Below are 24,325 nucleotides of genomic sequence, written 5' to 3'. Positions count from 1 at the left end.
ACAGCCGTTTTGAAAATTTGCATTTCAAGACGGCTGTTGTTCTGTTATAAAAAAATCGGCTGATGTTGTTTTCCCTGCAATGCAAGAGTTACGCAATCTTCAAGCTTATCAAAATCAGCCACAAGCGAATTTGGTTTCTTGATGCAATCGTCCTGTTTTAAAGGAACGAAGTAAATATTTTTAGTGTTGAGAAGTCTGCCGATGTTCTGTGCCGACGCACCGAGAGCGTCATTTGTTGCAACGCACAACAGCACAGGTCTTAAAATTCTCAGATGCGACTTTGCCGCCATTGTTACCGCCGTGTCGGTAATTCCGAGCGACAGCTTTGCAAGCGTGTTGCCCGTACACGGTGCAATCACAAGCAAGTCGCACATTTTTTTAGGTCCTATCGGTTCTGTCTGCACAACCGAGTGCAGAACAGTTTTGCCCGTTATTTCTTCTGCCCTCTTTACCGTTTCCTCCGCTTTTCCGAAACGAGTTGATGTTGAAAAGGCATTTTGCGACATTATCGGAATAACATCATAGCCTGAGTCAACAAGCCTCTGCATTTGCGTAAAAGCCTTTGAAAAGGTGCAAAAGGAACCGCACATTGCAAATCCTATGGTTGCTTTTGTCACCTGTAAACCTCCTTGATGATGTCAAATACAGTAGTTTTTATAATTTCTCCTGCCGTTTTCGGAGCACATTTTCCGGGGAGCGACAATGCCCTAACGGCATAAATTCCGAGTTTTTCGGCGGTATCAAAATCAACCCCTCCCGGCAGGGACGCAAGGTCTATAATAAGGGTGTTTGTGTCGGTATTCATAAGAAGTTCCCTGTCAAAAATCAACCTCGGAATTGTGTTGAAAACAATGTCAAACCGCTTTACCGTTCTGAGATTTTCCGTATTAAGTGCATTGTAGCCGAGTGCTTTTACATATGCAAGGTCTGACGGCTTTCTTGCACTCACGGTAACATTTGCTCCGAGTAAAACAAGCTTGCGAGCAAGAATTTTTCCGATTCTGCCGAATCCCGTCACAAGACACTTACTGCCCGAAATCGTACCCTCATATTCTCTCATTGCACATTCAATTGCACCCTCTGCCGTAGGCAATGCGTTGAGAATTGCAAAATCATCTCTTGCTCCGTAATCAAAAATTTCACCGTCGGAAAGCCTTGGATATGCCTTTAAAAATCTGCTTTTCATCGTAGTAAAAATAGGCTTTTTAAGGATAATTTCAATATCGTCACCGTCAAGCAAAATGTTCTCGTTTGAAAACGGAGTGTTAAGACTTCCGTCTGTCCTTATTGACGGCAACGGAAAAATCAATGCGTCACTTTCCGAAATTGCCTTTTTAACATTGCAAAGGCTCAATGAACCGTAGCTTTCAAGGCTGTCAAATCCGCCGAGCAAAACATCGTAACAACTGTCAGAAATTGATTTTGCAAGAAAAAGCTGTCGCTTGTCACCGCCGATTATGCCAAATGTTCTTATGTCGCTCTTTTTCATACACAACACCCGTAAATCAAGTTATTCTCTACACCCTCATATTATGCCGAGTGTTCTTGTGTGTGAAACTGTGAAAGAAAAAAGGACAGCAAAAGCTGTCCAAATTTGACTATTCGGAAAGATTGTCAAAGGCTTCAAGAATTTCAAGTGAATCAGCGGAATCAAGATAAACATAATTGAAATCACGCACAATATTCCACCCCTTAACATAAAACGGTGCAAGGCTTGAATAGCTCTTTTGCATAACCTCATAAGCAAAAGTTATTCCAAGGTTATCTGCAATCAGCTCTGACATAAGCGTAAAGTGGTTTATGCAGGTTACTCTCGCAAAATGTCCTGTTGTTCTGTTATGCTCCGACAAAACCTGTTCAAGAATATTTCGTGTTCCCGAACCCTTTTCACGCAGAAAAAGATGTTCGGTAAAAATATCATCGGGCAAAATCGTTTTTTTTGCGAATCTGTGATTTTTACTGCATACCCCGACAAAATTTTCCGAACGGTAAACTCTGCTCAAAAAATCGTTGCTGTCAAAAAATCCTTCAATCAACGCAAAGTCAAGTTCACCCCTTTTCAGTTTATCAAGCAGATACCTTGTGTTGTCAATCTCAATTTCAACATTGTAATCGGGCAGCTGCAAAAATCTTTCCACCTGTTCCGGGATAACATATTCTCCGATTGTCTTTGTCGCACCAAACCGCACAAGTCGTTTTTCACCCGACTTAATCTTTTCAAACAGCTTTTCTTCCTGATACATAACCGACTCACAATATCTTTTAAGCAGCATTCCCTCTCTCGTCATTTTTAAGCTGTGTCGGTCATAGTCAAACAGCTTGCAGCCGTACTGATTTTCAAGAAAATGTATGTGCTGAGTAACGGCAGGCTGTGTCATATTGAGAATCTGTGCCGTTTTTCTGTAATTCATAAAATCACAAAGTGCCAGAAATGTTTTAACCCTGTAATCAATCATATTGCACCCCTCTGATAAATTTTGATTATCATATCATTTTAAATAATAATTAGATTTTATCATACTTTCGTGTTATACTCAACAGGCAAAATAAATTCGGGAAGGGTAAAACAATGAAATTTATCAAAACAAATTTTGGCGGAATCCTTGTATGTGCCGTAATTGCGGCATTTGCGGAGCTTTTCAGCACTGTTCAAATCGGCTCGTTTTCGTTTTCGCTGATAGGCGCACCTGTTGCGGCAATTATAATTGGAATGATAATCACGCTTTTAGCGCCGAAATTTTCTGCGAACAAATATTTTTCTGGCGGAATAAAATTCACCTCAAAAAAGATTCTGCAATGGGCTGTAATCATACTCGGCTTTTCGCTTAATCTCGGTACAATTGCAAGTGTAGGCAGTAAGAGTCTGCCTGTGATTATAAGCACAATTTCAACATCCCTCATAACAGCATTTGCAGTTATGAAAATTGCAAAAATCAAACCTAAAACAGCATGTCTTATCGGGGTAGGTTCGTCAATCTGCGGCGGTTCTGCAATTGCGGCAACAGCTCCGGTAATTGATGCCGATGACGAGGAAATTGCACAATCAATCTCGGTTATCTTTCTGTTCAATATTCTTGCGGCGCTCATTTTTCCGACATTCGGACACGCTGTCGGCTTTGGCACAGAAGGCTTTGCGGTGTTTGCAGGAACAGCTGTAAACGACACATCGTCCGTAACCGCAACCGCCGCAACTGCTGAAAAAATCTGGAATGCAAACGGTATTTTGTCAACAGCAGTAACCGTAAAACTGACACGCACACTTGCGATAATTCCGATAACACTCTGTCTTGCAATTTACAGAACACACAAGGCAAAATCAATCGGAGCAAAAGGTTCATCATTTTCATTCAAAAAGATTTTCCCCTGGTTCATCCTCTTTTTTATCGGAGCGTCACTTGTATCAACACTTGTCGGATTCATTCCGCAATGTTCTTTTACAGAATTTTACAGCAATGGTTTTGTGCCGCTTATGAAATGGCTCGCAACATTTTTCATTTCAATGGCAATGGGTGCAATCGGACTTAACACAAACATAGTAAAACTTATAAAGAGCGGTGCAAAACCGATTATTTTAGGCTTTTGCTGTTGGATAGCAATTTCTGCCGTGTCAATCGGAGTGCAGCAGCTTACCGGTATTTTTTCATCTAATCTGTAACAAAAAAGACAGCCGAATTTCACACATCGGCTGTCTTTTATTTTTCAAAAGTTATTACCTGTCACGGTTTTTCTTAAAATAAAACTACGGTCTGAGTCCCATTCCACCCTCAAGGGTAATGGTTTCGCCGCTCATATACTTGAAATCAGGTGATGCAAGTGCAACACAGGCACGGCCGATTTCTTTTTCGACATCACCAAAATGTCCCATTGGCGGCATTTTTACATTCGCCTTGAATGCGTCGGGATAAGCCTGCTCAAATTTTTCAAGCTGAGCAGTCCATGCAAGCGGACAGACAATGTTGACATTTATTCCGTCCTTGCCCCACTCGTTGGCGGCAACTCTTGTAAGACCTCTTATTCCCTCTTTTGCGGCTGCATATGCACACTGACCGAAGTTTCCGAAAAGTCCGGCACCCGAAGCAAAGTTTATAACCGTTCCCTTTGACTTTTTAAGGTACGGATAGCAAGCCTTCATATAATAGAAGGTTGCGTACAATCCCGAATAAACAGCAAGGTCAAACTGCTCTGTTGTATGATCAGCAAGCGTAATACCCGACGCAGAAGCCTGAGCGTTGTTAATCAAGACATCAATTCCGCCGAATGTTTCAACAGCTCTGTCAACAACATTCCGAACAACCTTTTCGTTATCGCCGTCTTTGCTGACATCAGCCTGAACAGGCAACACATTTACTCCGTAAAGTCTTTCGAGCTCTTCTTTGGCATCCTCAAGCTTTTTGACATTTCTGCCTGTAACAACAAGGTTTGCACCCTCTTTTGCATAAGCAACAGCAATGCCGTAGCCGATTGAACCGCAACTTCCGTCGCTGAGAACAGCCCTTCCTCCGCCCGTAATAACAGCGGTCTTTCCTAATAAAAATCCCATTAATCCATCCTCCTTTTGGTAAAAAAATATGCTGCAAGAATACAAATATTCTCACAGCCTCATATTACCAGTTATTAAGTTTGGTGTCAATCGGGTAATGCTATTATACGGAAATATTGGGTTTTGATTTTGAATTAATCTTTTCCTTTTGTAAATTTTCTTTTGCAGTATTAATAGATGCAACCAATATTCTGCGAATAGTGCCGCACCGGTTATATAAATCAATTGATAGTTCTCTAAGCTTTGATTCAGCCATACGAACCTCTTTTAATTTATAACAAGTGAAATATACTTCGTATGTGAAATAATACTATTGTATTGTGAAATTTTCTGCTTACGCAGAAAGTGAAATAAAATAAATCCTTTCACGCTGTCAGGCACTTCACATGGAGAATCCATATTTCACACCGATAGGTATTTCACAAATCCTTTTGGATTTATTTCACTGAAAAAAGCACTTGCAAAAGCAAGTGCTTTTTTCTTGGCGGAGGACAAGGGATTTGAACCCTCGCGCCGCGTTAGCGACCTACTCCCTTAGCAGGGGAGCCTCTTCACCACTTGAGTAATCCTCCGTGTGAAGTTTAAATTCACTATAAAATAAAATGGCGGAGAGGAAGGGATTCGAACCCTTGGTCCCTCGCGGGATCACTAGTTTTCAAGACTAGCTCCTTAAACCACTCGGACACCTCTCCGTATGCTCATCTTGCCTTTCAGCATTTCAGCAAGATTTATTCTAGCACAAGTTTCTCCATTTGTCAACACTTATTTTTAATTTTTTTGAATATTCAGTAAAATAAGAAAATTTCCCAATTTCTTGACAAATCGCAAGCCATCATATACAATAGTTATGTTATGTGCCAATAGCTCAGTTGGATAGAGCGTTCGCCTCCTAAGCGAAAGGTCGGGGGTTCGAATCCCTTTTGGCACGCCAAAAACTCCGCCGGGAAGCCCAGTAAAATCAAGGGTTTCCGGCGTTTTTTTATTTTTCGCAAATTGCAATAGCAAGTTGAAACAATTTTTTAAATATCATAATTAATATTTGCATTTAGAAAAAGCACTTAAGCCGAGTGAGTTTTTATTATTTATGATCAGCAATCCATTCTTTGTGGCATAAACGAAGCGACAAATCGAAATTTACCTCTATTCAGACATACAAGCTCTTGACAATAAAGCTCCTATATAGTATAATTTAACAAACTACTATATAGGAGCTTTTATATGGAAATGAATGGCGGATTTCTTGTCTCAAAAATAAAACAACTTGGAGACCGAATCTTTGAGAAGATTCTCAGCGAAAAGAATATTGATGCGTTCAATGGAGCCCAGGGGCGTATTCTTTATGTGCTGTGGCAGGAGGATGGTATCTCAATCAGGTCACTCTCGACTAAATGCGGATTAGCAATAACATCTCTTACTACGATGCTGGAAAGAATGGAACATCAAGGGCTGATAAGCCGTGTTCAGTCTGAAACGGACAAAAGGAAAACACTCCTGTTTCTGACTGAGAAAGCACATGCCTTAAAGGGCGAGTACTATTCTGTATCTGATGAAATGGGCAGCATTTACTACAAAGGTTTTTCAGAGGAAGAAATCACCCGATTTGAGGAATGCCTCGACCGCATCAGAAAAAATCTTGAGGAGTGGCAGAAGTCATGAGTATTTGTATCAAAGATCAGATTCAAAACATGAATATCGTCATCGGCTGTACAGTGGGGTGTACATATTGCTATGCCCGCAACAATGTGAAGCGCTGGCATATGATTGATGACTTCGCTTACCCTGAGTTCTTTCCGGGCAAGCTCAAGATGATAGAAAAGAAACATCCGCAGAACTTCCTTCTCACCGGCATGAGCGATCTCTCCGGATGGAAGATAGAATGGAGAGACGAGGTATTTGCAAAGATTCGTGAAAATCCACAGCATCAGTTCTTATTCCTTACAAAGCGACCAGATTTGCTGGAGTTTGATACAGATCTGGAAAACGCATGGTTTGGCGTTACAGTGACGAGGAAAGCAGAACTGTGGCGTATTGATGCACTTCGGGAAAATGTCAGAGCAAAACACTATCATGTTACCTTTGAGCCACTATTCGACGATCCCGGTGCAGTTGACCTTTCCAAAATCGACTGGATTGTTGTCGGCACCATGACCGGAGCTCAGAGCAGGAAGATTCATACGGAGCCGGAGTGGGCATGGTCTCTGACAGATCAGGCGCATGCGCTCGGCATTCCGGTGTTTATGAAGGAAGACCTTGTCCCTATCATAGGGGATGAAAATATGATTCAGGAAATGCCGGAAGAATTCAATAAAGTGTTGGAGGTACAGAGATCATGGCAGAAGTAATAAATGGAATCCTCATTAATGAGGTGGAAACAAAGAACATCATGACCAAGTCCAGTCTGCCTGTAGGCGGTTACTCGGTCAATCCCTATGTAGGCTGTACACATGCCTGCAAGTATTGCTATGCTTCTTTTATGAAGCGCTTTGCCGGACACAAGGAGGAATGGGGCACTTTCCTTGATGTGAAGCATTGGCCGGAAATTAAGAATCCGAAGAAATATGCCGGACAGCGTGTGGTCATCGGTTCTGTGACGGATGGCTACAATCCACAGGAGGAGCAATTCGGGAATACCAGAAAACTTCTGGAGCAATTGATCGGCAGTGGCGCAGATATTCTGATCTGCACAAAGTCTGATCTTGTGGTACGGGATATTGATCTGCTGAAGAAGCTTGGACGAGTGACCGTTTCATGGTCGATCAACACACTGGATGAGAATTTCAAGAACGACATGGATTCTGCTTCGAGCATTGAGCGTCGTATTTCTGCTATGAAGCAGGTATATGAAGCAGGCATCCGTACAGTCTGTTTCGTATCCCCGGTATTCCCCGGAATCACGGATTTTGAAGCAATCTTTGAGCAGGTGAAGGATCAATGCGATCTGTTCTGGCTCGAAAATCTCAATCTTCGAGGCGGTTTCAAAAAGACGATCATGGATTATATCGCCGGAAAATATCCCGATCTTGTACCGCTTTACGATGAGATCTATAACAAGCATAACCGCAGCTACTTTGAAGCACTTGAAGTAAAAGCCGAGAAAATGGCTAAGAAGTATGATTGTCCTTTTGTGGATAATGAAATGCCTTATGGCAGAGTCCCGCAGGGACATCCGGTGATCGTGGATTATTTCTACCATGAGGAAATCCGAGGGACAGAAAATACAGGAAAAAGAAATCGTTAAACAGAAATTGACCGCTCTTTGAACGAGGGAGACTCCTTGTCCGAAGAGCAAGAATGTGCAACCGAAAAACTTGCCCTTTCAATATTTGAATATAGCTCGAAACCGATAAAAAACATCGGTATAATAATATCAGCCTTCTGATAAACCACTTAAAAAAAAGAACTTAACTGCAATATAACACTCGTAACGAGTATCATATTAACTGAATGATGTCCCCAAAAAATCTTTGCATTTGCTAAAATGAAGGAAAAATACGGCATAAAATTAGCAGATTTTATAAGAGAAATGATTAACACTATAATTTTGAAAAAGCCAGTAAAATCAAGGATTTTCGAAGATTTCAAGGGATAATAAAATACCCTTCCGTGGCTTTCCCTAAGCGAAAGGTCGGGGGTTCGAATCCCTTTTGGCACGCCAAAAACTCCGCCGGAAAACCCAGCAAAAGGCAGGCTCACATAAGGATACTTTCAAAAAGTGACCGATTGAGAGCAGCACAACGCCACAGAGTTTTAAAACTCTGTGGCGTTGTGCTTTTTTATAGCTAACAGGAAAATGAGTCCGTACCAAGCGATATTCAGCCCTTCAATTCCGAAAAGATTTTCTATTGCATGTCGGTTCAAATCCTTGTTTCCTCGCTTTTCTCAGTCTACCCGCAGCATACGGTAACCGACGCCGATATGCGTCTGAATGTATTGCGGACAGTCCCTTTGCGGCTCCAGCTTTTTGCGCAGGGTCGCCATAAACACCCGCAGAGAAGCAATATCGTTTTCCCAGCTGCTGCCCCAAATCTGCTGCGTGATATAGGTGTGCGTCAGCACCTTTCCGACATTATGAGAGAGCAGACACAAAAGCTTGTATTCAATCGGGGTCAGGTGCAATTCCTCCCCATTTAGATAAGCGCAGCCGGCGGCATAATCGATTTTAAGCTTGCCGTTTTGGAAAACGGGTGAGTCGGCGTCGCCGCTTGCCTGAAGCAGCAGCAGCCGTCTTTGCGTGACCCGAAGGCGTGCCAAAAGCTCCTCTATGGAAAAGGGCTTTGTCAGATAGTCGTCCGCCCCGGCATCCAGCGCCGTGATTTTGTCTTTATCCTCGCTGCGCGCACTGATCACAATAATGGGCATATTTGACCATGAGCGGATGCTTTCGATCACCTGTGTGCCGTCGATATCCGGCAGCCCCAGATCCAGCAGAACGATATCCGGGTTATGGGAGGTCGCTTCTATAATAGCGCTGTGTCCATTCTCCGCGGTCAGGTAGTGGTAATCGTGAGCCTTTAGCGTTGTTACGATCAGATTGCGGATGGGGCGGTCGTCCTCCACGACGAGTACAAGGGGTTTATTCATTAAGAGTCACCTCGCTGAGTGGTAAAGTAAAGGTAAATATGCAGCCGTGCGGTACGTTATCCGTAAGCGTCAGCGTTCCGCCGTGCAGCTCTACGATAGATTTACACAGGGTAAGCCCGATCCCGAAGCTTCTGCGGCTGTCTGCGACGGTATTTTTTCCGGTGTAAAACATCTCAAAAATATGCGGTTTCATATCATCTGCAATTCCGTTTCCGTTATCGGTAACTCGGATCACGGCATCCCCGCCCTGTTTTTCCGCACTTACGCAGATCTCGGAGCCTTGTTCGGTATATTTCAAAGCATTATCAATAAGGTTGACAATGACCTGCACGATAAGCTGTGCGTCCATACGGGCAAGGATCAGATCATCGCACCTTACCGTCACCTTGTGTCCGACGGATTTTTTCTTCAAATGCGAAACGGCTTCGTTGACCACTTCGTCCACAAGCTGGTCGGTAAGCTCCAACTTCAGGCGTCCGTCATTCAGCCGTGTAACATACAGCAGATTTTCCACCACGCCGATCAGCCATTCGGAATCGTCATAAATATCTTTATAGATCTGCTGCTTGGTTGCTTCGTCCAGGCAGTTTCCGTTATGCAAAAGCGTGTCCGCATTACCCGAAACGGAGCAAAGCGGCGTGCGCAGATCGTGTGAGATCGACCGCAAAAGATCGGCGCGCAGCTGCTCGCTTTTTGCAAGATCTGCCGCCCGTTCCTTTTCGGCGGCGTTGTGAGCATTATCCATTGCCAGCGCACATTCGTTCACAACCGACAGTACGATGCTGCTCTCAAATGAATCGGGCTTTTCGGGTTTCATCGGTATCCCAATTACACCGTAGACTCTGCCGCCTGCACGGATTGCAAGATAAAGACATTCGGATTTTCCAAACTGTGCTGTCGCTGCTCCTGCACGGTGACCGTTTTGAAGCACCCATTCTGCGGTCTGCCGCTCTGCATCGCTTAGCAGCTTTTCAGCGTGTGTATCCTTTTTTTCGGCATACAGCCGCCCGGACAACATTCCGTTTTCGCCTTTCGTATAGGCAACAATACTGCGGTCAAGCAGCCGCGAGAGCTGCATACAGGTCACGCTTAAAACATCATCGTTGCTTTTTGCTTTTTGCAGCAGACGGTCAGTGTCAAACAGCACCTGCACACGGAACGCAGAGCGAGCCGAGAGCCTTGCATGATCTTTCAGCTTCGAGGCAAGCGTGCCGGTGAGAACGGAAGACGCCAGCATAACTGCAAAGGTAACGGGATAGCCTACGGCATAGGTCTGAAAGGACAACCTGGGTTCGGTAAGGAAAAATCCGAACAATACAACACTTAGAAGTGAGCCTGCTATACTGCAAAGGTATCCTTTGGTCAAAACGGAGATCATCAGCACACCTAAGATGTATACCGTAACGATATTGGTATCGGGAAAGTCGAGATGGTCGAACAGAAACCCGATCGCCGTACATACGGCAAGCGCCAGGACGGTCACGGCAATATCCCGCAGCGACGGTATCTCTGCACCAAAGAACAGACGGCGTCTGTGCGACTTTGTGTAGTTCAGTGCGTCGGGAATAATATGAATGTCAACATCGGGGGCGGAGGAGATCAGCTTTTCGGTGAGAGTCGGTCTTCCGAACAGCCCTCTGCGTCTGGCACTGCTTTGCCCGATCACGATTTTTGTGACATCGGAAAGCCTGACATATTCCGAGATCTGCAGCGCTACATTCTCGCCGTGCGTCATAACGATCTCGGCGCCGAGCCTTTGCGCGAGCTGTATGTTCTGCGAAAGCCGGGACTGATCCTCATCATTTATGACCGTATCCGTCTGCACATAGATGGCGGTAAATCTTGCATGAAGAACCTTAGCCATCTTTGCGGCGGTGTGTATAATCCTTGCATTAGACGGCGAAGAGGATAGGCAGACAAGAATATGCTCGTCTGTATCGAATTTTGATTGTTCGGTTTGTACTTTCATCGGTTTCACCGCCCTTTTTATTTTATTTTATTATTATACAGTAAAACTGTAAAAAAATCTACCGCAACCTAAAAATCATTCTTCTGCCCATCGGAAAGAATAATATCGACATTTCCGTGTGTTTCACGAAAACGGCGGATCTCACATAATATTTCACTTTCGGACAGTCCATGCGGCAGAAGGACTTCGGAAGGCTCGCAGGATTCGTTTTCCTTTAACAGTGCCTTTCTGTTTTCTTCAAGAAATCGATCCAGCCTGCTCATAAGATAAAATCCGAAAACAAATACGGCAAGCAGGCTGACAATCAGCAATAGCTCAGCCATCCTCATTCACCTCTGTTAAATGCGAAAACACTTTTGCAGTTCTTTGTAAGCACCGAGAACCAAAAGAGTGATCTTGTCCGTAAAAACGGTTTCCGGTGAAACTGCCATATTGATTTTTCCGTTCTCCTTGGTTGCCATAATATTGATGCTGTATTTTCTGCGGATATCCAGTTCTCCGACGGTTTTGCCGATCCATCCCTTCGGCACCTCTACCTCAAAAATGGCATGACCCTCATCAACCTCAATGTAATCCCGAATGTGGTCGGCGGTGTACCGAATAGCAGCCCAATTTGCTACCTGTTTTTCCGGGTAAATGACCTCGTCCGCTCCGTTCCGCAGAAGGAATTTTTCCTGCACATCACGCTCGGCACGGGATACAACTAATTTTGCGCCGAGTTCTTTCAGCAAAGAAGTGGTTTCCAGCGAGTTTTGAAAATTTCCGCCGATGGTGACAATGCACACATCAAAGTTTCCGATGCCGAGCGACCTTAAAAACTCCGTGTTTGTGCTGTCGCCGATCTGTGCATTGGTGACGATCGGCAGACTTTCATTGACTCTTTCTTCGTTGATGTCTACCGCCATCACCTCGTGTCCGAGCTTATTCAGCTGCAAAGCAATATGCCTACCGAATCTGCCGAGACCTATTAACAATATGTTTTTCATAATATAGTAACTCCTTTATCCAACTGTGATTTTTTCGAGCGGCAGCTTTGCTCCGCTCTGATTTTTGTTGGAAACCGCCGCGTAAATCAGGGTAAGTCCGCCGACTCTGCCGAGATACATCAAGACGATCAAAATAAGCTGAGAAAGAACACCGAGCTGCGGTGTGATTCCAAGGGTAAGCCCGACCGTTCCGACAGCGGACGCTGTTTCGTAAAGGCAGGTGCTAAGCGGCAGACCTTCTGCCGTGCTGATAACAATGCCGCCGACAAAAAACAGCAGGAAATACATTACGGCAACGGCTGCGGCGTTTTTCACTGTCGAACCGTCAATGCGCCTGCCGCAGACTTCGGCATCGTCCTTTTTGCGACAGACGGAGAATGCACTCAGAATCAGAACGGCAAGCGTGGTCGTTTTCATACCGCCTGCCGTGGAGCCGGGCGAGCCGCCGACGAGCATGAGCAGGGTCATAATTGCCTTGGAAGAACCGGTCATAGCGGGAAGATCAGCGGTATTAAAACCGGCGGTTCTCGGTGTGACAGACTGAAAAAGCGACGCAAGAATCCTTTCGGCGAGCGGCAGCCCCGTAAAATCGCAGAAGAAAAAGAATACTGCGGGAACGATAATGAGGATTGCCGTTGTTACCAATATGACCTTACTTTGCATACGGTATTTTTTGAAATGCCACTTGTTTGTGTAAATATCGTCCCAGGTCAAAAATCCAATACCGCCCACAATAATTAAAAGCATAATTGTAATGTTTATCGCCGGATTTCCTATGTATCCCGTAAGTGACGGGTATTTGTTTTCGGCGGTACCGAGTATGTCAAAACCGGCATTGCAAAAGGCGGAAACCGAATGAAACGCCGCCATCCAAATTCCCTTAATACCGTAGTTTCCGCAAAATGTCGGCAGCATGACGATCATCCCGATAAGCTCGATCAAAAAAGTTCCCCGCACAATAAAACGAGTCAGGCGGACGATCCCGCCAACCTTCGGGGCAGAGATGGCATCCTGCATGGTACTGCGCTGCATCAGCGATATTTTTCTGCCGGACAGCATAGCGAAAAGTGCCGCAACTGTCACAACACCGAGCCCGCCTATCTGAATCAGCAGCAGTATTACCGTCTGCCCGAAAGCAGACCAATAACTGCCCGTATCCTGCACGACCAGCCCCGTAACGCAAACGGCGGAGGTCGATGTGAACAGCGCCTCGTGAAACGGCGTAACAACTCCGGCAGTCGATGAAAACGGCAGCATCAATATCAGCGCTCCAAGCACTATGACGCCGGCAAAGCCAAAAACGATCAGCTTAAAGGATGACAGCCGCTTTTTTCTATGTGTAATTTTAGGCATATATACTTCTCCTGTTTCTACTTGTTTACAAAGAGTATACCGTGAAATATAAAAAAACGGTGTAATGATTCGGCACTCTGTATTAAGATTGCATTAAGGCGCTCATTCTTTAAAAAAACAGCGCAGAGCATAGCAAACAGCACAGAGAAAGGCGGATCGTTTGTAACCGTTGTGCGGCTTGAAACAAAGCTCAGAGCCACTCTCACAGAACAACAAAAGGCTCTGTTCGAACAAATTAAAAAACGGATGTAGAAATTACAACCGGAATGAGCTACAAGCGTTCACAAACGGATTTCGATTTGCATCGCCGCTAGCATTTCAGGCTTTTCTCCAGCAGTATCAAAGCAACTCATAAATAGCTATATATAAATGTAAAAGGACGTTACGTTTGGAGCGTCCTAATTTTTCCTTGCCTATGTTTTATATTTGTGTTTTGTTTTTCTTGGGATTGTCGGGCATATCAGTCATTTTGACATTCTCACAAGCATTTCTTCTATGCCTTTTCTTCCTCTGTCTCTGTCGTCAATATTCATAACAACACTAAAATAGTAGTGTCACAATGCGTGGTACTCCTTGATTTTATGCGGATATTCAGAAATACTTAAAAATCGTAACGCAGAATTTCACAGTTTTTAACACCGAAATCTGCATACTCCTCATTTGTCATGTCGTTAAAATATGAGTTGACAACTCTTGCAATGCCGTTGTGTGCAACTAAAATACAAACCTTTCCGCTTGCTTTCACATCATCAAGCAGATTGTAAATTCTTTGTGCAAGGTGCAGCATAGACTCTCCGCCGTCATAACGGCTGACGAAATCTCTTTTGGCAATGCGAAATTCTTCGCCGTCTCTTGGCGTTCCCTCATATTTTCCAAAGTTTTGCTCGGTCAATCTCGGCTCTGCTTTTACAGGAATTCCCGTGATTTCCGAAATGTGCTTTGCGGTTTTTTCGGCTCTCATAAGCGGAGAATAGAGGATGATATCTGCTTTTATATTTTCTGAAAGAATTTTCTTGCCCGTTTCAACAGCCTGTTCATGACCTTTTTCCGTGAGGTCAATATCCGTTGAACCGCAGATTTTATTTTCAACATTCCACACGGTCTGTCCGTGTCTGACAAAATACATATGCCCCATAAGCGTTCTCCTTGCAGTTTTTCTGAACACTATTTTAATTGAGCCGACAACGAAAATCAAGTTACAAAACAAATTTTTTGCAAATAAATTGACAGCGGCAAAGTCAGCTGATATATTTGATATGTACAGTTCAAAATTAAAAACGGAGTGATTTGTATGAAAAAAACTTTGATTGTAATAGATATGCAGAATGATTTTATTGACGGCAGTCTCGGTACTGATGAGGCTGTGAAAATTGTGCCTAATATACGCAAAAAGATTGAAGAATACCGTTCAAACGGTGATGAAATTATTTTTACAAGGGATACTCACGGTGAAGATTACCTAAACACTCCCGAGGGCAAAAAACTGCCCATTGTGCATTGCGTAAAAAATACTCACGGTTGGCAGATTGCAGACGGACTTGATGTTCCCGACGCAATCCATATTGACAAGCCGTCATTCGGCTATACTCATTGGGATAAATTCTGCTTTGAAAAAATCGAGCTTGTAGGACTTTGCACTGATATCTGCGTTGTGTCAAATGCGTTGATTCTAAAAGCACTTTTCCCGAACGCTGAAATCAGCGTTGATTCGGCTTGCTGTGCCGGCGTAACCCCCGAAACCCACAATTCCGCCCTCGCAACAATGAAAATGTGCCAGATTGATGTGGTGTGATAATGGTTTGAAAATTCAAACTTTATAAAAAACAGTAGTGGCGAACCGTGTTCTCTGCTACAAGTAAATGCATAATTATACAAATACGGTCGGGAAAATTCGGTGTATTGTTTTACACATGTCTTCCCGACCGCATTTTTTATTATTACCTATTACTTAAAATCATTCTTCCATTTGCTTGCCGAGGAATGCGGCGGCTGTTTGTGCAAGCTTAATTTCGGCATTTGTCGGGATTTTGGTCTGTTCGCCTGTGAGCATAACTACCGCACCCGAAACATCTCCGGCGGCGATAATCGGATAGATTACCGATGCATAGTGTTCAATGCCCTCAATCGGCTGAATATCGCCGAGCGTCTGCTGTGTTGCCGAATAGGTTTTGCGATTTTCCATATATCCCTCAAGTACGGTTGTTACCCTGCGCTCAAGAAATTCACGCTTTGAAACTCCTGCGGCGGCGATTACATGGTCACGGTCTGTTATGATTGTCGGCATTGAGCTGATTTTTGCAAGCACATCTGCGTATTGTGACGCAAACTCCGCAAGCTCTCCGACAGGCGAATATTTTTTAAAAATAACCTCGCCGTCCGTTGCGGTATAAATTTCGAGCGGATCTCCCTCACGAATACGAAGCGTCCGCCTGATTTCTTTCGGTATAACCACTCTGCCGAGATCGTCGATTCTTCTGACGATTCCTGTTGCTTTCATATTAAAAACTCCCTTCGGACAATTTTGCCCTTTGTCTGATACATATTCAGCAAATTATTTGCAGTAATATTGTTTGATTCATACAGTTTTTTATACCGAAATTTTCTTTGGTGACATATTTTTACAACATATAAAAAATATAACTTTATCACGATTTAGTTAATCGTAAACACCTAAATTGCAAAATAATCTTGACTTAGCAAAAACAGTGGTTTATAATTTAGTTAATCGTAAATAACTAAATCGTAAATGAGTAATTTGCAAACGGTCAGAGGTGAGAATTTTGTTTATAGGCAGAAAGTATGAGCTTTTACAGCTTAACAAATTGTATAACAGCGGAAAATTTGAATTTGCCGTCATATACGGTCGCCGTCGTGTAGGAAAAACGGCTATCATAAACGAGTTTGTCAAGGATAAAAACGCAATTTGTTTCACAGGAGTTGAAACAAACGCAAAGCAAAATCTTGAAAATTTGAGCGAGTGTATTCTTGAATTTTCAACAGGGATGAAAACGGATACTGCTTTTTCAAACTTTCAGTCGGCACTTGAATATGTTTTTAAATTGTCAGAGAACAAAAGAATCGTCCTTTGCCTTGACGAATATCCGTATGTAGCAAGAGCGTCAAGAAGTCTTGCATCAACACTGCAAATGTTAATTGACAAATATAAAGACAGTTCAAAGTTGTTTCTTATTCTCTGCGGTTCATCAATGTCATATATGGAGGACCATGTGCTTGCATACAAAGCTCCTTTGTATGGCAGAAGAACGGCTCAGTTTAAGATTTTGCCGTTTGAATTTTGCGAGGCTTGTGAGTATTTTAACGGAATGTCACCTGAAGATAAGGCGCTTGCCTACGGGCTTGTGGGGGGTACACCGCAATATCTTTTGCAGATTAACAACAAAATTTCAATAGAGGATAATATAAAAAATATTTTTCTGAATCCTGTATCGGCTCTGTATGAAGAGCCTAACAATCTTTTGAAACAAGAGGTAAGAGAGCCGGCTATTTATAATGCCGTGATTACGGCAATTGCTACGGGTGCGTCAAAAATATCGGAGATTTCAACAAAGGTTGGAGAAACCTCAAGCACTTGTGTTGCTTATGTCAAAAATCTTGTTGCTCTCGGAATTGTGAGAAAAGAAGTGCCGTACGGTGAAAAATCCACAAAGAAAACAATTTATTCTATTGAGGATAATATGTTCAGATTTTGGTATCGTTTTGTGCCGGAAAATTCTTCGATAATTTCAAGAGGTGCGGTTGAACTTGCGTACAGTCGAATTGCACCGTATTTGTCGGATTATATGGGTGCTGTGTTTGAAGAAATCTGCAAGCAGTATTTGTGGAAAAGGTTGCTGAACGGTGATTCCGAAATTGATTTTACGGATATCGGCAGATGGTGGGGAACAAATCCAAAAACAAGACAACAGGAGGAAATTGATATAATCGGCTCGGCAAATAAAAATACGGCTCTTTTTGGTGAATGTAAGTGGCGTAATGAAAGTGTTGACCTCGGTGTTCTTGAAACACTTGTTGAACGCAGTAAGCTTTTTAATTTCGACAAAAAGCATTTTTATATTTTTTCAAAGTCCGGTTTTACAAAGGGTTGCATTAATAAGGCAAATGAACTCGGAAATGTCAGCCTGATTGCTTATGATGATATTTTAAAATATAATTCACATTGATGTAAGATAAAGGAGTTACTAAAATGGCTGAAATAAAATTATTTGGTATAAAAAACAAGGTTGAGGAATTACCGTCAAAACAAGTAACATTAGAAAAAGAACTACAAAATTTACTTGAAAAAAATATGAATACATTTTTTGGAGTAACCTTTTTAAAATCAGAATATAAAATAACAAACGGTCGTATGGACAGTATAGGAATTGATGAAAATAATTGTCCTGTAATATTTGAATATAAGCGTAGCGTAAATGAAAATGTTATAAATCAAGGCTTGTTTTATCTTGATTGGTTACTTGACCATAAAGCTGATTTTAAACTGCTTGTTATGGATATACTTGGTCAGGAAAAGGCTGATGAAATAGATTGGAGTATGCCATGTGTTATTTGTATTGCTAATGATTTTACAAAATTTGACGAACATGCAGTAAATCAAATGCAAAGAAACATAAGACTTGTAAGATATCGTAAGTTTGGCGATGATTTAATAGCATTGGAACATATAAATACTCCTCAGGTTTCTGCTATAGATGACGATGTGCCTTCTGCAACAGTTAAGAAAAATCACGGAAAATATAAAGGGTTTAAAGCGTATTTTGAAAATGCTGGTGAAAAGAATAAAAACTTGTACTATTCTTTTAAAGAATATGTTATGTCACTTGGTGATGATATTTCAGAAAATCAGCTGAAGTATTATGTCGCTTTTAAAAAATCTAAAAATGTAGCTTGTGTTGAAGTTTATCAATTAGGCTTAATAGTACATCTAAAATTAAATCCTGATAGTGTTGAACTTATACCTAACTTTATAGAAGATGATAGTAAAAAAGGTCATTGGGGAACAGGTGACTTAAAAGTTATTATTAGAAATACTGATGATTTTGAAAAAATACAGCCGTTAATTGATCGTGCTTATAACGAAAATTAAATGTAAAAATCCCCGTCGGAGAAATCTGACGGGGATTTGACTTTGTTGTAAGCAATTACGCTTTTTTGGATTTTGAGGTGATTTTATCTGCGATTTTGGTAACTATGACGCAGAGGATGATTGTGAAAACCATATCGGGCAGAGTGTTGCCGACGACAATGTCAACATTCATCAGGAAACGATATGCCGCAAAGCCTGCAAGCCATACTATGATGTTGCAGATGTCAACGGCTTTGTTTGCTCTGTCTTTTTTGAGAATGAAAAAGTCTGCAATCTGAATGGCAATCATCGGAGCAAATACCGAACCGATGAGATAGAGAAAATCGGTGATGTCATCCATAGGATAAACAATTGCGGCGATTACACCTACTATTGTTACTGCAACGGCAACATATTTTCCTTTGAGTTTTGAGAATATCGACTCACTCGAAATTCCTGCCGAGTAAGCATCAAGGAAGGTTGTTGTAACTGTTGAAAGAATTACAATTACAAGACCTGCAATGCTGAGTCCTGATTTAAGCATGATTTTTGCAATATCGCTTTCGCCTGTAAGGATAGATGCACTCATACCGATTATGTACATCCAACAGCTTACCGCACCGTAAACAAGTGTGCTTGCGAGAGTTGCCTTGAACGGTTTTTCCGCCTCTCTTGTGTAGTCGCTGATGAGCGGTAACCATGAAAGCGGCATTGCTACCGAAAGCTCAACTGCCGCACCGAATGACATTGAGTCATCGCCTGCCGCACCCATACCGTTGCCGTTTCCGAAAATAAAGAAACACATCACGATTGTGAGAATAAACAGTGCCGCCATTGCGATTGTGTTGAGTTTGCCGAGGTTTGAAATGCCGACAAGAATCCAAAGTACAATTAATGCACCGATTACAATACAGGCAATCCACCTGCCTGTGTCGCCCATATTCAGAATACTGTTTACCGAAAGCGAACCGTCATAAATCATAATGGCTGTCCAGCCGACAAGCTGAATAACATTGAGGACAGAGAAAAGAAGTCCGCCCTTGTTGCCAAAGCTCATTTTTACGGTTTCCATTGAGCTTTTACGGCACTTACCGCCGATAAGTCCCGCACAAAAGAGCATTGCACATCCGATTATGTGACCAATGATTACGGCTAAAATGCCCTTTTCAAAACCTAACGGAGCAAAGTATGTACCTGTGAGAATTTCGGCGATTGAAACGCCTGCTCCGAACCATATCAAACTGTTTTCAAATACACTTGTCTGCTTTTTCATTGCTCTGCCTCCGAATTTTCTTTTGTAAATTTACTTTGAATGTCAAAAGCGTGGTTCATGGGACCGCTGCCTTTGCCGAGGTCAAGCATTGCCGCAAGTGCGCCTGAAATATAATCCTTTGCACGCTTTACGGAAGCGTCAAGGTCAAAGCCTTTTGCAAGATTAGCGGCTATCGCACTTGAAAGTGTACAGCCTGTTCCGTGTGTGTTGGGATTGTTGATTCTTTTGCCGTTGTACCATGTGTAGGTGCCGTCTTTAAAGAGCAAATCGTTTGCATCGTTAATCTGATGTCCGCCCTTGCAGAGAACCGCACAACCGTACTTTTCGCTGATTATTTCAGCGGCTTTTATCATTTCTTCCTCATTTGAAATTTTAATTTCAGAGAGAACTTCCGCCTCCGGAATATTCGGTGTAAGAACTGTTGCAAGCGGAAAGAGATGCTCTTTGAGAGTGCTTACCGCCTCGTCGCTGATAAGCTTTGCTCCGCTTGTTGCCACCATAACCGGATCGACAACAATATTTTTTGCATCGTACTTTTTCAGCTTGTCCGAAATTGTTTTTATAAGGCTTGATGAAGAAACCATTCCGATTTTTACGGCATCGGGATAAATATCCGTAAAGATACTTTCAAGCTGTTCACCCAGAAATTCGGGTGTAGATTCCATAATTGCCGTAACGCCGGTTGTGTTCTGTGCGGTAAGTGCGGTGATTGCGCTCATGGCATAAACACCGTTTGTTATCATAGTTTTGATATCCGCTTGAATACCGGCGCCTCCGCTGCAGTCACTGCCAGCGATTGTTAATGCTGTTTTCATTTTAATCTCCTCTTTGCATTAATTTTTTACAGCGACAAAAGGTGGTGCCCCCAATCTGCCGCTTTTTCAAAGCTGTCTGCATAGTAATCGCAAACGGCTTTTATTCTGTTTTTGTCATTCCTGCTCGATTCGTCATACACTCCCACCGTTTTGAAACCTGCCTTGTGAGCAGTTTCTGCGGCAAAAACAGCGTCCTCGAATACAAGCGTTTCACTCGGAGCTGTTCCGAGTTTATCTGCACAGGCAAGGTAAATGTCGGGACTTGTTTTGCCTTTTCCGATTTGTGAACAGGTCACAATGTCCGTAAAATATTTTAGAATACCGAGCCTTTCAAATGCCTTTTTAATATGCGTTTTGTCGCTTGATGTTGCAATAATCATTTTGATATTGTTCGATTCCAAAAACTGCAAAATTTCTTTTGTACCGTTTTTTAAACCGACCTCATAAAAGTAAAAATCTTCAATGATTTTCAGCACACCCGAAACTATTTCATCAGTTGAAAAGGAAAGAGCATACTGCTTTTTCATATACTCCGCACCCTCCGTTAGACTCATAGCACAGAGCTTTTCAGAAAGTCCGTTTTCGGCTGTTTTGCCGACAGACGAGAGGTAACGCTCTCCTGCGTTATCCCATATCTTCATTGAATCGAGAAGTGTGCCGTCAACATCAAATATTGCAGATTTAATCATTTGCAACCGTCTTTTCCGTAAGTGCTTTAAGCTCTGCTGTTGCCTTTGTAATATCGGGCTGAGCGAAAATAGCACTGATAACGGCAATGCCTACGATACCTCTGCCCTTGAGTTCTGTAACATTTTTGGAACTGATTCCGCCGATTGCGATTACAGGAATGTCAACAGCCTCACAGATTTTCTGAAGTTCATCGTGTGAAACATCGTCTGCATCGTCCTTTGAGCCTGTTTTGAAAACTGCTCCGACTCCGAGATAATCTGCTCCGTGCTTCTGAGCAAGAAGAGCCTGTTCAACAGTCTGAGCCGAAACACCGATGATTTTGTTGTCACCGAGAATCTTGCGGACATTGCCTGCCTCCATATCACTCTGACCGACATGAACACCGTCAGCGTCAATTTCTTTTGCAATTTCAACATTGTCATTGATTACGAACGGAACATTGTACTTTTTGCAGAGTTTCTGAATTTCAAGAGCCTCTTCAAGAAAATGCTTTTGGTCAAGGTTTTTTTCTCTTAACTGAATGAATGTTGCGCCGCCTTTAATAGCCTTTTCAACCTGACTGCAAAGTGTTTCACCGTTAAGCCATGCTCTGTCGGTTACGGCATAGAGCAACAAATCTTTTTTATCGCAATTCATACTTTGCTCCTTTTTCAAGTGTTTCGGCATCCATATTATAGATAGCGTCAATAATTCGGTTGCGGTATGTTGAGTTGCCGTCTGTTTCTGCCATATTTGCAAAAGCGATTTCACCTGCAAGTCCCATTGTACAAACTGCTGCGGCAGTTGCCTCAAGAACATTGTCGGGGTTTGCAACGATAAATGCAGTTGTCATACCCGAAAGCTGACAGCCTGTTCCTGTGATTTTGCTCATCTCGGGACGACCGTTGCGGATTACATAGCACTTTTCGCCGTCACTTACAAGGTCAATAGCGCCTGTGATTGCAATTACGCATCCTGACTTTTTGGCATAATCCTTTACAAATGCAACTGCGTTATCGAGATTTTCTTCTGTTACCGCATCCGATACATCGGCATCAACACCCTTTGTTGTGCCGCTTCCGAGTGCAAGAGTTTTGATTTCCGAGATGTTACCTCTGATAACATCAAATTTGATTTCTTTTGCAAGCTTAACCGCTGTGTCTGTGCGAAGCTTGCTTGCGCCTGCGCCGACAGGATCAAGTAGAATTTTGTGAGAAAGTTCGTTAGCTTTTTTGCCTGCAATGAACATACCCTCAATTGAGTTTTTGTTAAGTGTACCGATGTTGATGTTAAGACCGCCGCAAATGCTTGTGATGTCGGCAACATCATCGGGTTCGTCTGACATAATCGGACTTCCTCCGCAAGCGAGAAGTACATTTGCAACATCGTTTACTGTTACATAGTTTGTGATGTTGTGTACAAGCGGTACATTTTTTCTTACATTTTCAAGACAATTTCCAATCATAGCGGATTCTCCTTTATAAAAATAAAACGGACGCACCAACAAAAGGTGTGTCCGTAAAGGCTCGCTGTTTCCCTCCGTTGGCATTATCCAAATCAGGTCATAGGTCGAGGCATTCAGCCTCCTCTCAGCCGACTAACTTGTCAGCTCCCTTACTTATAATATACAATTTGTGTCGTAATTTGTCAATGAAAATCTGGCAAATAGTCACCGAGAACGATTATACGAATCTATCCTCAGTAAAATCTTCTGTATTCAGTATATCATTTATGTAAAAAAACATTGATTTTTAAATATCAGTTGACTTGAAGAAGAAAAAACAGTACAATAAAAATAAACAGATAATATGGTTGAATTTGCTGTTGTAAAGGGGTTTTCCTCGAAATTATTTTTTGTTGAACAGGAGAAAAAGTATGTTTTGTAAAAATTGCGGAAGACAGTTATTGCCTAATGAAAAGTTTTGTGCCGATTGCGGAGCGCCTGTACCCGTACAGGAATCAGCTGTACAGAACGAACAGCCGATTGCAGAAAATCAGTCGGTTGAACAGACTGCCGATATGAATGTTCAAAATGAGCAGACACAGCCTGTTGAAAATCATCAGACTGACGCATATAATCAGATGCCTGCAAATGATTATTCCGCACCGCAGTATCAGACAGTTAATGCACAGGGCGGATATAATCAGTATCAGAACGGTCAGCAGGGCGGGTATTCTTATGATTATAACAATCAGGGCGTTCAGCCACAGTATGCACAGCCGATTCCAAAGAAAAAGTCAAAGACACCGTTTATAATTACAGCGTGCGGCATTGCGGTTGCACTCGTTGTTGCAATTGCGGCATTCTTTATATTTAACGGACTTAACAAAGCCACTCCTCAGGGACAGATTCAGGGTACATGGAGTGCCGAGGAGAACGGAGTAAGCCTACAACTTGAGTTCAAGCCTGACGGAACAATCGGTATTCCGAATGCAAAAGAACTTGGCAAGCTTATTTCAAGTTATGCCGGCAGTTCCGATTACGGCGATTTAATAAACTATGATGAGATTTTTAATTTGATTGATATGAAGTACAGCATTGATGATGAAAAAACTCTTTCAATCAGCCTTGAGGTGTCTTTTGTAAATCAAAGTCAGTCGCAGTCACTCAAATGGTCTGACGATCCCGCAAACGGCGGTTCGGATACATGGGGAATCGACGGTGATACTCTCTACATAGCCGGCACAAAGCTGACAAGAATCAATAACTGATATTGTCTTAAAAAATTCGTAAAAAACAAGGTCACGGTTCAAAATCGTGACCTTTTGTTGTGTGAAATATACAGGCTCTGTCAAAGGGATTCCGTCGTTGTCCGATGAACGATACTGTATGACAATCATTTTGTGTTTTTAGATAATTCTATTTATTTTATCACAAAATTTGTGTGCTGACTTGCGGGCGGATAATATTCGCACCTACAACTCAAACAGAAAAATTGCAAAAATAAAAAAGCACCTGCGGTTACAGGTACTTTTGACTTGGAGCGGATGACGGGGCTCGAACCCGCTACCTCCACCTTGGCAAGGTGGCGCTCTACCAGATGAGCTACATCCGC

At 42.6% G+C, this 24,325-nt stretch carries 25 protein-coding genes and 4 tRNA genes; 9 read left to right on the top strand and 20 right to left on the bottom strand.

Translation table 11 applies throughout. The features are described 5' to 3' along the window. Window positions 1-44: 44 nt before the first annotated feature. From WMO31_RS10925 to WMO31_RS10915, 3 genes are all read right to left on the bottom strand, one after another. Complete coding sequence (locus WMO31_RS10925; RefSeq protein WP_303807113.1) at window positions 45-617, bottom strand: dipicolinate synthase subunit B; 573 nt, start codon at window positions 615-617, stop codon at window positions 45-47. Beyond that, window positions 614-1,489, bottom strand: a complete 876-nt coding sequence (dpsA, locus tag WMO31_RS10920; protein WP_367999712.1) for a dipicolinate synthase subunit DpsA — start codon at window positions 1,487-1,489, stop codon at window positions 614-616. The genes WMO31_RS10925 and dpsA overlap by 4 nt, the downstream gene beginning before the upstream one ends. A 109-nt stretch (window positions 1,490-1,598) precedes the next feature. Further along, entirely contained in the window at window positions 1,599-2,456 is an 858-nt protein-coding gene (locus WMO31_RS10915; protein WP_367999711.1) for a LysR family transcriptional regulator, read from the bottom strand. A gap of 113 nt (window positions 2,457-2,569) precedes the next feature. Between WMO31_RS10915 and WMO31_RS10910 the strand changes: the two genes are divergently transcribed. Then, window positions 2,570-3,655 carry a YeiH family protein gene (locus WMO31_RS10910; RefSeq protein ID WP_367999710.1) on the top strand — a complete coding sequence of 362 codons (1,086 nt, stop codon included), beginning with the start codon at window positions 2,570-2,572 and terminating at the stop codon, window positions 3,653-3,655. A gap of 84 nt (window positions 3,656-3,739) precedes the next feature. Here the strand turns inward: WMO31_RS10910 and WMO31_RS10905 are convergent, their stop codons facing one another. From WMO31_RS10905 to WMO31_RS10890, 4 genes are all read right to left on the bottom strand, one after another. Next, window positions 3,740-4,540 carry an SDR family NAD(P)-dependent oxidoreductase gene (locus tag WMO31_RS10905; protein ID WP_367999709.1) on the bottom strand — a complete coding sequence of 267 codons (801 nt, stop codon included), beginning with the start codon at window positions 4,538-4,540 and terminating at the stop codon, window positions 3,740-3,742. Between the two features lie 103 nt (window positions 4,541-4,643). Next, entirely contained in the window at window positions 4,644-4,796 is a 153-nt protein-coding gene (locus tag WMO31_RS10900; RefSeq protein ID WP_181979504.1) for a hypothetical protein, read from the bottom strand. A 226-nt stretch (window positions 4,797-5,022) separates the two neighbouring features. Beyond that, a tRNA-Ser gene (locus tag WMO31_RS10895) sits at window positions 5,023-5,112 on the bottom strand. A gap of 31 nt (window positions 5,113-5,143) precedes the next feature. After that, window positions 5,144-5,232: transfer RNA gene (locus WMO31_RS10890), tRNA-Ser, on the bottom strand. Window positions 5,233-5,394: 162 nt separating this feature from the next. On the opposite strand from WMO31_RS10890, the gene WMO31_RS10885 reads away from it, so the two are divergent. The 4 genes from WMO31_RS10885 (at window position 5,395) to WMO31_RS10870 (ending at window position 7,778) form a co-directional block, all read left to right on the top strand. Beyond that, window positions 5,395-5,471, top strand: a tRNA-Arg gene (locus WMO31_RS10885). A gap of 287 nt (window positions 5,472-5,758) precedes the next feature. Next, a complete protein-coding gene (locus WMO31_RS10880; RefSeq protein WP_117968098.1) occupies window positions 5,759-6,196 on the top strand; it encodes a radical SAM mobile pair system MarR family transcriptional regulator in 438 nt (145 codons plus the stop codon). Next, window positions 6,193-6,882: a radical SAM mobile pair protein A gene (locus WMO31_RS10875; protein ID WP_367999708.1), complete on the top strand. Its 690-nt coding sequence runs from the start codon at window positions 6,193-6,195 to the stop codon at window positions 6,880-6,882. Before WMO31_RS10880 ends, WMO31_RS10875 begins: the two co-directional genes overlap by 4 nt. Then, window positions 6,870-7,778, top strand: coding sequence for a radical SAM mobile pair protein B (locus WMO31_RS10870; RefSeq protein WP_367999707.1), 909 nt, complete (start codon window positions 6,870-6,872; stop codon window positions 7,776-7,778). The genes WMO31_RS10875 and WMO31_RS10870 overlap by 13 nt, the downstream gene beginning before the upstream one ends. A gap of 641 nt (window positions 7,779-8,419) precedes the next feature. Here the strand turns inward: WMO31_RS10870 and WMO31_RS10865 are convergent. The 6 genes from WMO31_RS10865 to WMO31_RS10840 all read right to left on the bottom strand — a co-directional run bounded on the left by WMO31_RS10865 (window position 8,420) and on the right by WMO31_RS10840 (window position 14,564). Continuing rightward, window positions 8,420-9,121: a response regulator gene (locus WMO31_RS10865; protein WP_015522721.1), complete on the bottom strand. Its 702-nt coding sequence runs from the start codon at window positions 9,119-9,121 to the stop codon at window positions 8,420-8,422. Beyond that, window positions 9,114-11,090 carry an ATP-binding protein gene (locus WMO31_RS10860; RefSeq protein WP_118099894.1) on the bottom strand — a complete coding sequence of 659 codons (1,977 nt, stop codon included), beginning with the start codon at window positions 11,088-11,090 and terminating at the stop codon, window positions 9,114-9,116. The genes WMO31_RS10865 and WMO31_RS10860 overlap by 8 nt, the downstream gene beginning before the upstream one ends. Before the next feature lie 68 nt (window positions 11,091-11,158). Next, window positions 11,159-11,413: a hypothetical protein gene (locus WMO31_RS10855; RefSeq protein WP_117521241.1), complete on the bottom strand. Its 255-nt coding sequence runs from the start codon at window positions 11,411-11,413 to the stop codon at window positions 11,159-11,161. Between the two features lie 15 nt (window positions 11,414-11,428). Continuing rightward, complete coding sequence (locus WMO31_RS10850) at window positions 11,429-12,076, bottom strand: potassium channel family protein (protein ID WP_021882969.1); 648 nt, start codon at window positions 12,074-12,076, stop codon at window positions 11,429-11,431. 15 nt (window positions 12,077-12,091) lie between these two features. After that, complete coding sequence (locus tag WMO31_RS10845; protein WP_367999706.1) at window positions 12,092-13,429, bottom strand: TrkH family potassium uptake protein; 1,338 nt, start codon at window positions 13,427-13,429, stop codon at window positions 12,092-12,094. A gap of 601 nt (window positions 13,430-14,030) precedes the next feature. Beyond that, a complete protein-coding gene (locus WMO31_RS10840; protein WP_367999705.1) occupies window positions 14,031-14,564 on the bottom strand; it encodes a histidine phosphatase family protein in 534 nt (177 codons plus the stop codon). Between the two features lie 156 nt (window positions 14,565-14,720). Between WMO31_RS10840 and WMO31_RS10835 the strand changes: the two genes are divergently transcribed. Then, window positions 14,721-15,221, top strand: a complete 501-nt coding sequence (locus WMO31_RS10835) for a cysteine hydrolase family protein (RefSeq protein ID WP_367999704.1) — start codon at window positions 14,721-14,723, stop codon at window positions 15,219-15,221. Between the two features lie 162 nt (window positions 15,222-15,383). Here the strand turns inward: WMO31_RS10835 and WMO31_RS10830 are convergent, their stop codons facing one another. After that, a complete protein-coding gene (locus WMO31_RS10830) occupies window positions 15,384-15,926 on the bottom strand; it encodes a stage V sporulation T C-terminal domain-containing protein (protein ID WP_015522712.1) in 543 nt (180 codons plus the stop codon). Between the two features lie 283 nt (window positions 15,927-16,209). Here WMO31_RS10830 and WMO31_RS10825 point away from each other — a divergent pair, with 283 nt between their 5' ends. Both WMO31_RS10825 and WMO31_RS10820 read left to right on the top strand, forming a co-directional pair. Continuing rightward, window positions 16,210-17,610 (top strand): ATP-binding protein, encoded by a 1,401-nt coding sequence (locus WMO31_RS10825; RefSeq protein WP_367999703.1) that lies wholly within the window; start codon window positions 16,210-16,212, stop codon window positions 17,608-17,610. A gap of 23 nt (window positions 17,611-17,633) precedes the next feature. Next, on the top strand, window positions 17,634-18,533 hold the full coding sequence (locus tag WMO31_RS10820) for a DUF5655 domain-containing protein (protein ID WP_303676058.1): 900 nt from the start codon (window positions 17,634-17,636) through the stop codon (window positions 18,531-18,533). A 55-nt stretch (window positions 18,534-18,588) separates the two neighbouring features. Here WMO31_RS10820 and cytX read toward each other — a convergent pair whose 3' ends face one another. From cytX to thiM, 5 genes are read right to left on the bottom strand one after another with little or no spacing between them, the layout of a single operon-like run. Next, complete coding sequence (gene cytX, locus WMO31_RS10815) at window positions 18,589-19,785, bottom strand: putative hydroxymethylpyrimidine transporter CytX (RefSeq protein ID WP_367999702.1); 1,197 nt, start codon at window positions 19,783-19,785, stop codon at window positions 18,589-18,591. Then, on the bottom strand, window positions 19,782-20,600 hold the full coding sequence (gene thiD / locus WMO31_RS10810; protein WP_303932693.1) for a bifunctional hydroxymethylpyrimidine kinase/phosphomethylpyrimidine kinase: 819 nt from the start codon (window positions 20,598-20,600) through the stop codon (window positions 19,782-19,784). The genes cytX and thiD overlap by 4 nt, the downstream gene beginning before the upstream one ends. A 26-nt stretch (window positions 20,601-20,626) precedes the next feature. Continuing rightward, window positions 20,627-21,289, bottom strand: a complete 663-nt coding sequence (locus WMO31_RS10805; protein WP_367999701.1) for an HAD family hydrolase — start codon at window positions 21,287-21,289, stop codon at window positions 20,627-20,629. Continuing rightward, window positions 21,282-21,926, bottom strand: coding sequence for a thiamine phosphate synthase (thiE, locus tag WMO31_RS10800; protein WP_367999700.1), 645 nt, complete (start codon window positions 21,924-21,926; stop codon window positions 21,282-21,284). The genes WMO31_RS10805 and thiE overlap by 8 nt, the downstream gene beginning before the upstream one ends. Then, a complete protein-coding gene (gene thiM / locus WMO31_RS10795; RefSeq protein ID WP_015522707.1) occupies window positions 21,913-22,734 on the bottom strand; it encodes a hydroxyethylthiazole kinase in 822 nt (273 codons plus the stop codon). The genes thiE and thiM overlap by 14 nt, the downstream gene beginning before the upstream one ends. 410 nt (window positions 22,735-23,144) lie before the next feature. Here thiM and WMO31_RS10790 point away from each other — a divergent pair, with 410 nt between their 5' ends. Next, window positions 23,145-23,981: a zinc ribbon domain-containing protein gene (locus WMO31_RS10790; protein ID WP_367999699.1), complete on the top strand. Its 837-nt coding sequence runs from the start codon at window positions 23,145-23,147 to the stop codon at window positions 23,979-23,981. A gap of 268 nt (window positions 23,982-24,249) precedes the next feature. On the opposite strand, the gene WMO31_RS10785 is transcribed toward WMO31_RS10790, so the two are convergent. After that, window positions 24,250-24,325: transfer RNA gene (locus WMO31_RS10785), tRNA-Gly, on the bottom strand.

This window comes from Ruminococcoides intestinale (assembly GCF_040095935.1).
In the GTDB taxonomy this organism is placed as follows: Bacteria; Bacillota; Clostridia; order Oscillospirales; family Acutalibacteraceae; genus Ruminococcoides; species Ruminococcoides intestinale.
The sequence above is the reverse complement of the archived record's forward strand: the minus strand, read 5'-3'. Positions and strand labels throughout refer to the sequence as shown.

Excerpts from the sequence above, each read along its gene's own strand:
- dpsA (WP_367999712.1), bottom strand. The coding sequence starts at position 1,489 with ATGAAAAAGAGCGACATAAGAACATTTGGCATAATCGGCGGTGACAAG.
- WMO31_RS10915 (WP_367999711.1), bottom strand. The coding sequence starts at position 2,456 with ATGATTGATTACAGGGTTAAAACATTTCTGGCACTTTGTGATTTTATG.
- WMO31_RS10910 (WP_367999710.1), top strand. The coding sequence starts at position 2,570 with ATGAAATTTATCAAAACAAATTTTGGCGGAATCCTTGTATGTGCCGTA.
- WMO31_RS10905 (WP_367999709.1), bottom strand. The coding sequence starts at position 4,540 with ATGGGATTTTTATTAGGAAAGACCGCTGTTATTACGGGCGGAGGAAGG.
- WMO31_RS10900 (WP_181979504.1), bottom strand. The coding sequence starts at position 4,796 with ATGGCTGAATCAAAGCTTAGAGAACTATCAATTGATTTATATAACCGG.
- WMO31_RS10880 (WP_117968098.1), top strand. The coding sequence starts at position 5,759 with ATGGAAATGAATGGCGGATTTCTTGTCTCAAAAATAAAACAACTTGGA.
- WMO31_RS10875 (WP_367999708.1), top strand. The coding sequence starts at position 6,193 with ATGAGTATTTGTATCAAAGATCAGATTCAAAACATGAATATCGTCATC.
- WMO31_RS10870 (WP_367999707.1), top strand. The coding sequence starts at position 6,870 with ATGGCAGAAGTAATAAATGGAATCCTCATTAATGAGGTGGAAACAAAG.
- WMO31_RS10865 (WP_015522721.1), bottom strand. The coding sequence starts at position 9,121 with ATGAATAAACCCCTTGTACTCGTCGTGGAGGACGACCGCCCCATCCGC.
- WMO31_RS10860 (WP_118099894.1), bottom strand. The coding sequence starts at position 11,090 with ATGAAAGTACAAACCGAACAATCAAAATTCGATACAGACGAGCATATT.
- WMO31_RS10855 (WP_117521241.1), bottom strand. The coding sequence starts at position 11,413 with ATGGCTGAGCTATTGCTGATTGTCAGCCTGCTTGCCGTATTTGTTTTC.
- WMO31_RS10850 (WP_021882969.1), bottom strand. The coding sequence starts at position 12,076 with ATGAAAAACATATTGTTAATAGGTCTCGGCAGATTCGGTAGGCATATT.
- WMO31_RS10845 (WP_367999706.1), bottom strand. The coding sequence starts at position 13,429 with ATGCCTAAAATTACACATAGAAAAAAGCGGCTGTCATCCTTTAAGCTG.
- WMO31_RS10840 (WP_367999705.1), bottom strand. The coding sequence starts at position 14,564 with ATGGGGCATATGTATTTTGTCAGACACGGACAGACCGTGTGGAATGTT.
- WMO31_RS10835 (WP_367999704.1), top strand. The coding sequence starts at position 14,721 with ATGAAAAAAACTTTGATTGTAATAGATATGCAGAATGATTTTATTGAC.
- WMO31_RS10830 (WP_015522712.1), bottom strand. The coding sequence starts at position 15,926 with ATGAAAGCAACAGGAATCGTCAGAAGAATCGACGATCTCGGCAGAGTG.
- WMO31_RS10820 (WP_303676058.1), top strand. The coding sequence starts at position 17,634 with ATGGCTGAAATAAAATTATTTGGTATAAAAAACAAGGTTGAGGAATTA.
- cytX (WP_367999702.1), bottom strand. The coding sequence starts at position 19,785 with ATGAAAAAGCAGACAAGTGTATTTGAAAACAGTTTGATATGGTTCGGA.
- thiD (WP_303932693.1), bottom strand. The coding sequence starts at position 20,600 with ATGAAAACAGCATTAACAATCGCTGGCAGTGACTGCAGCGGAGGCGCC.
- WMO31_RS10805 (WP_367999701.1), bottom strand. The coding sequence starts at position 21,289 with ATGATTAAATCTGCAATATTTGATGTTGACGGCACACTTCTCGATTCA.
- thiE (WP_367999700.1), bottom strand. The coding sequence starts at position 21,926 with ATGAATTGCGATAAAAAAGATTTGTTGCTCTATGCCGTAACCGACAGA.
- thiM (WP_015522707.1), bottom strand. The coding sequence starts at position 22,734 with ATGATTGGAAATTGTCTTGAAAATGTAAGAAAAAATGTACCGCTTGTA.
- WMO31_RS10790 (WP_367999699.1), top strand. The coding sequence starts at position 23,145 with ATGTTTTGTAAAAATTGCGGAAGACAGTTATTGCCTAATGAAAAGTTT.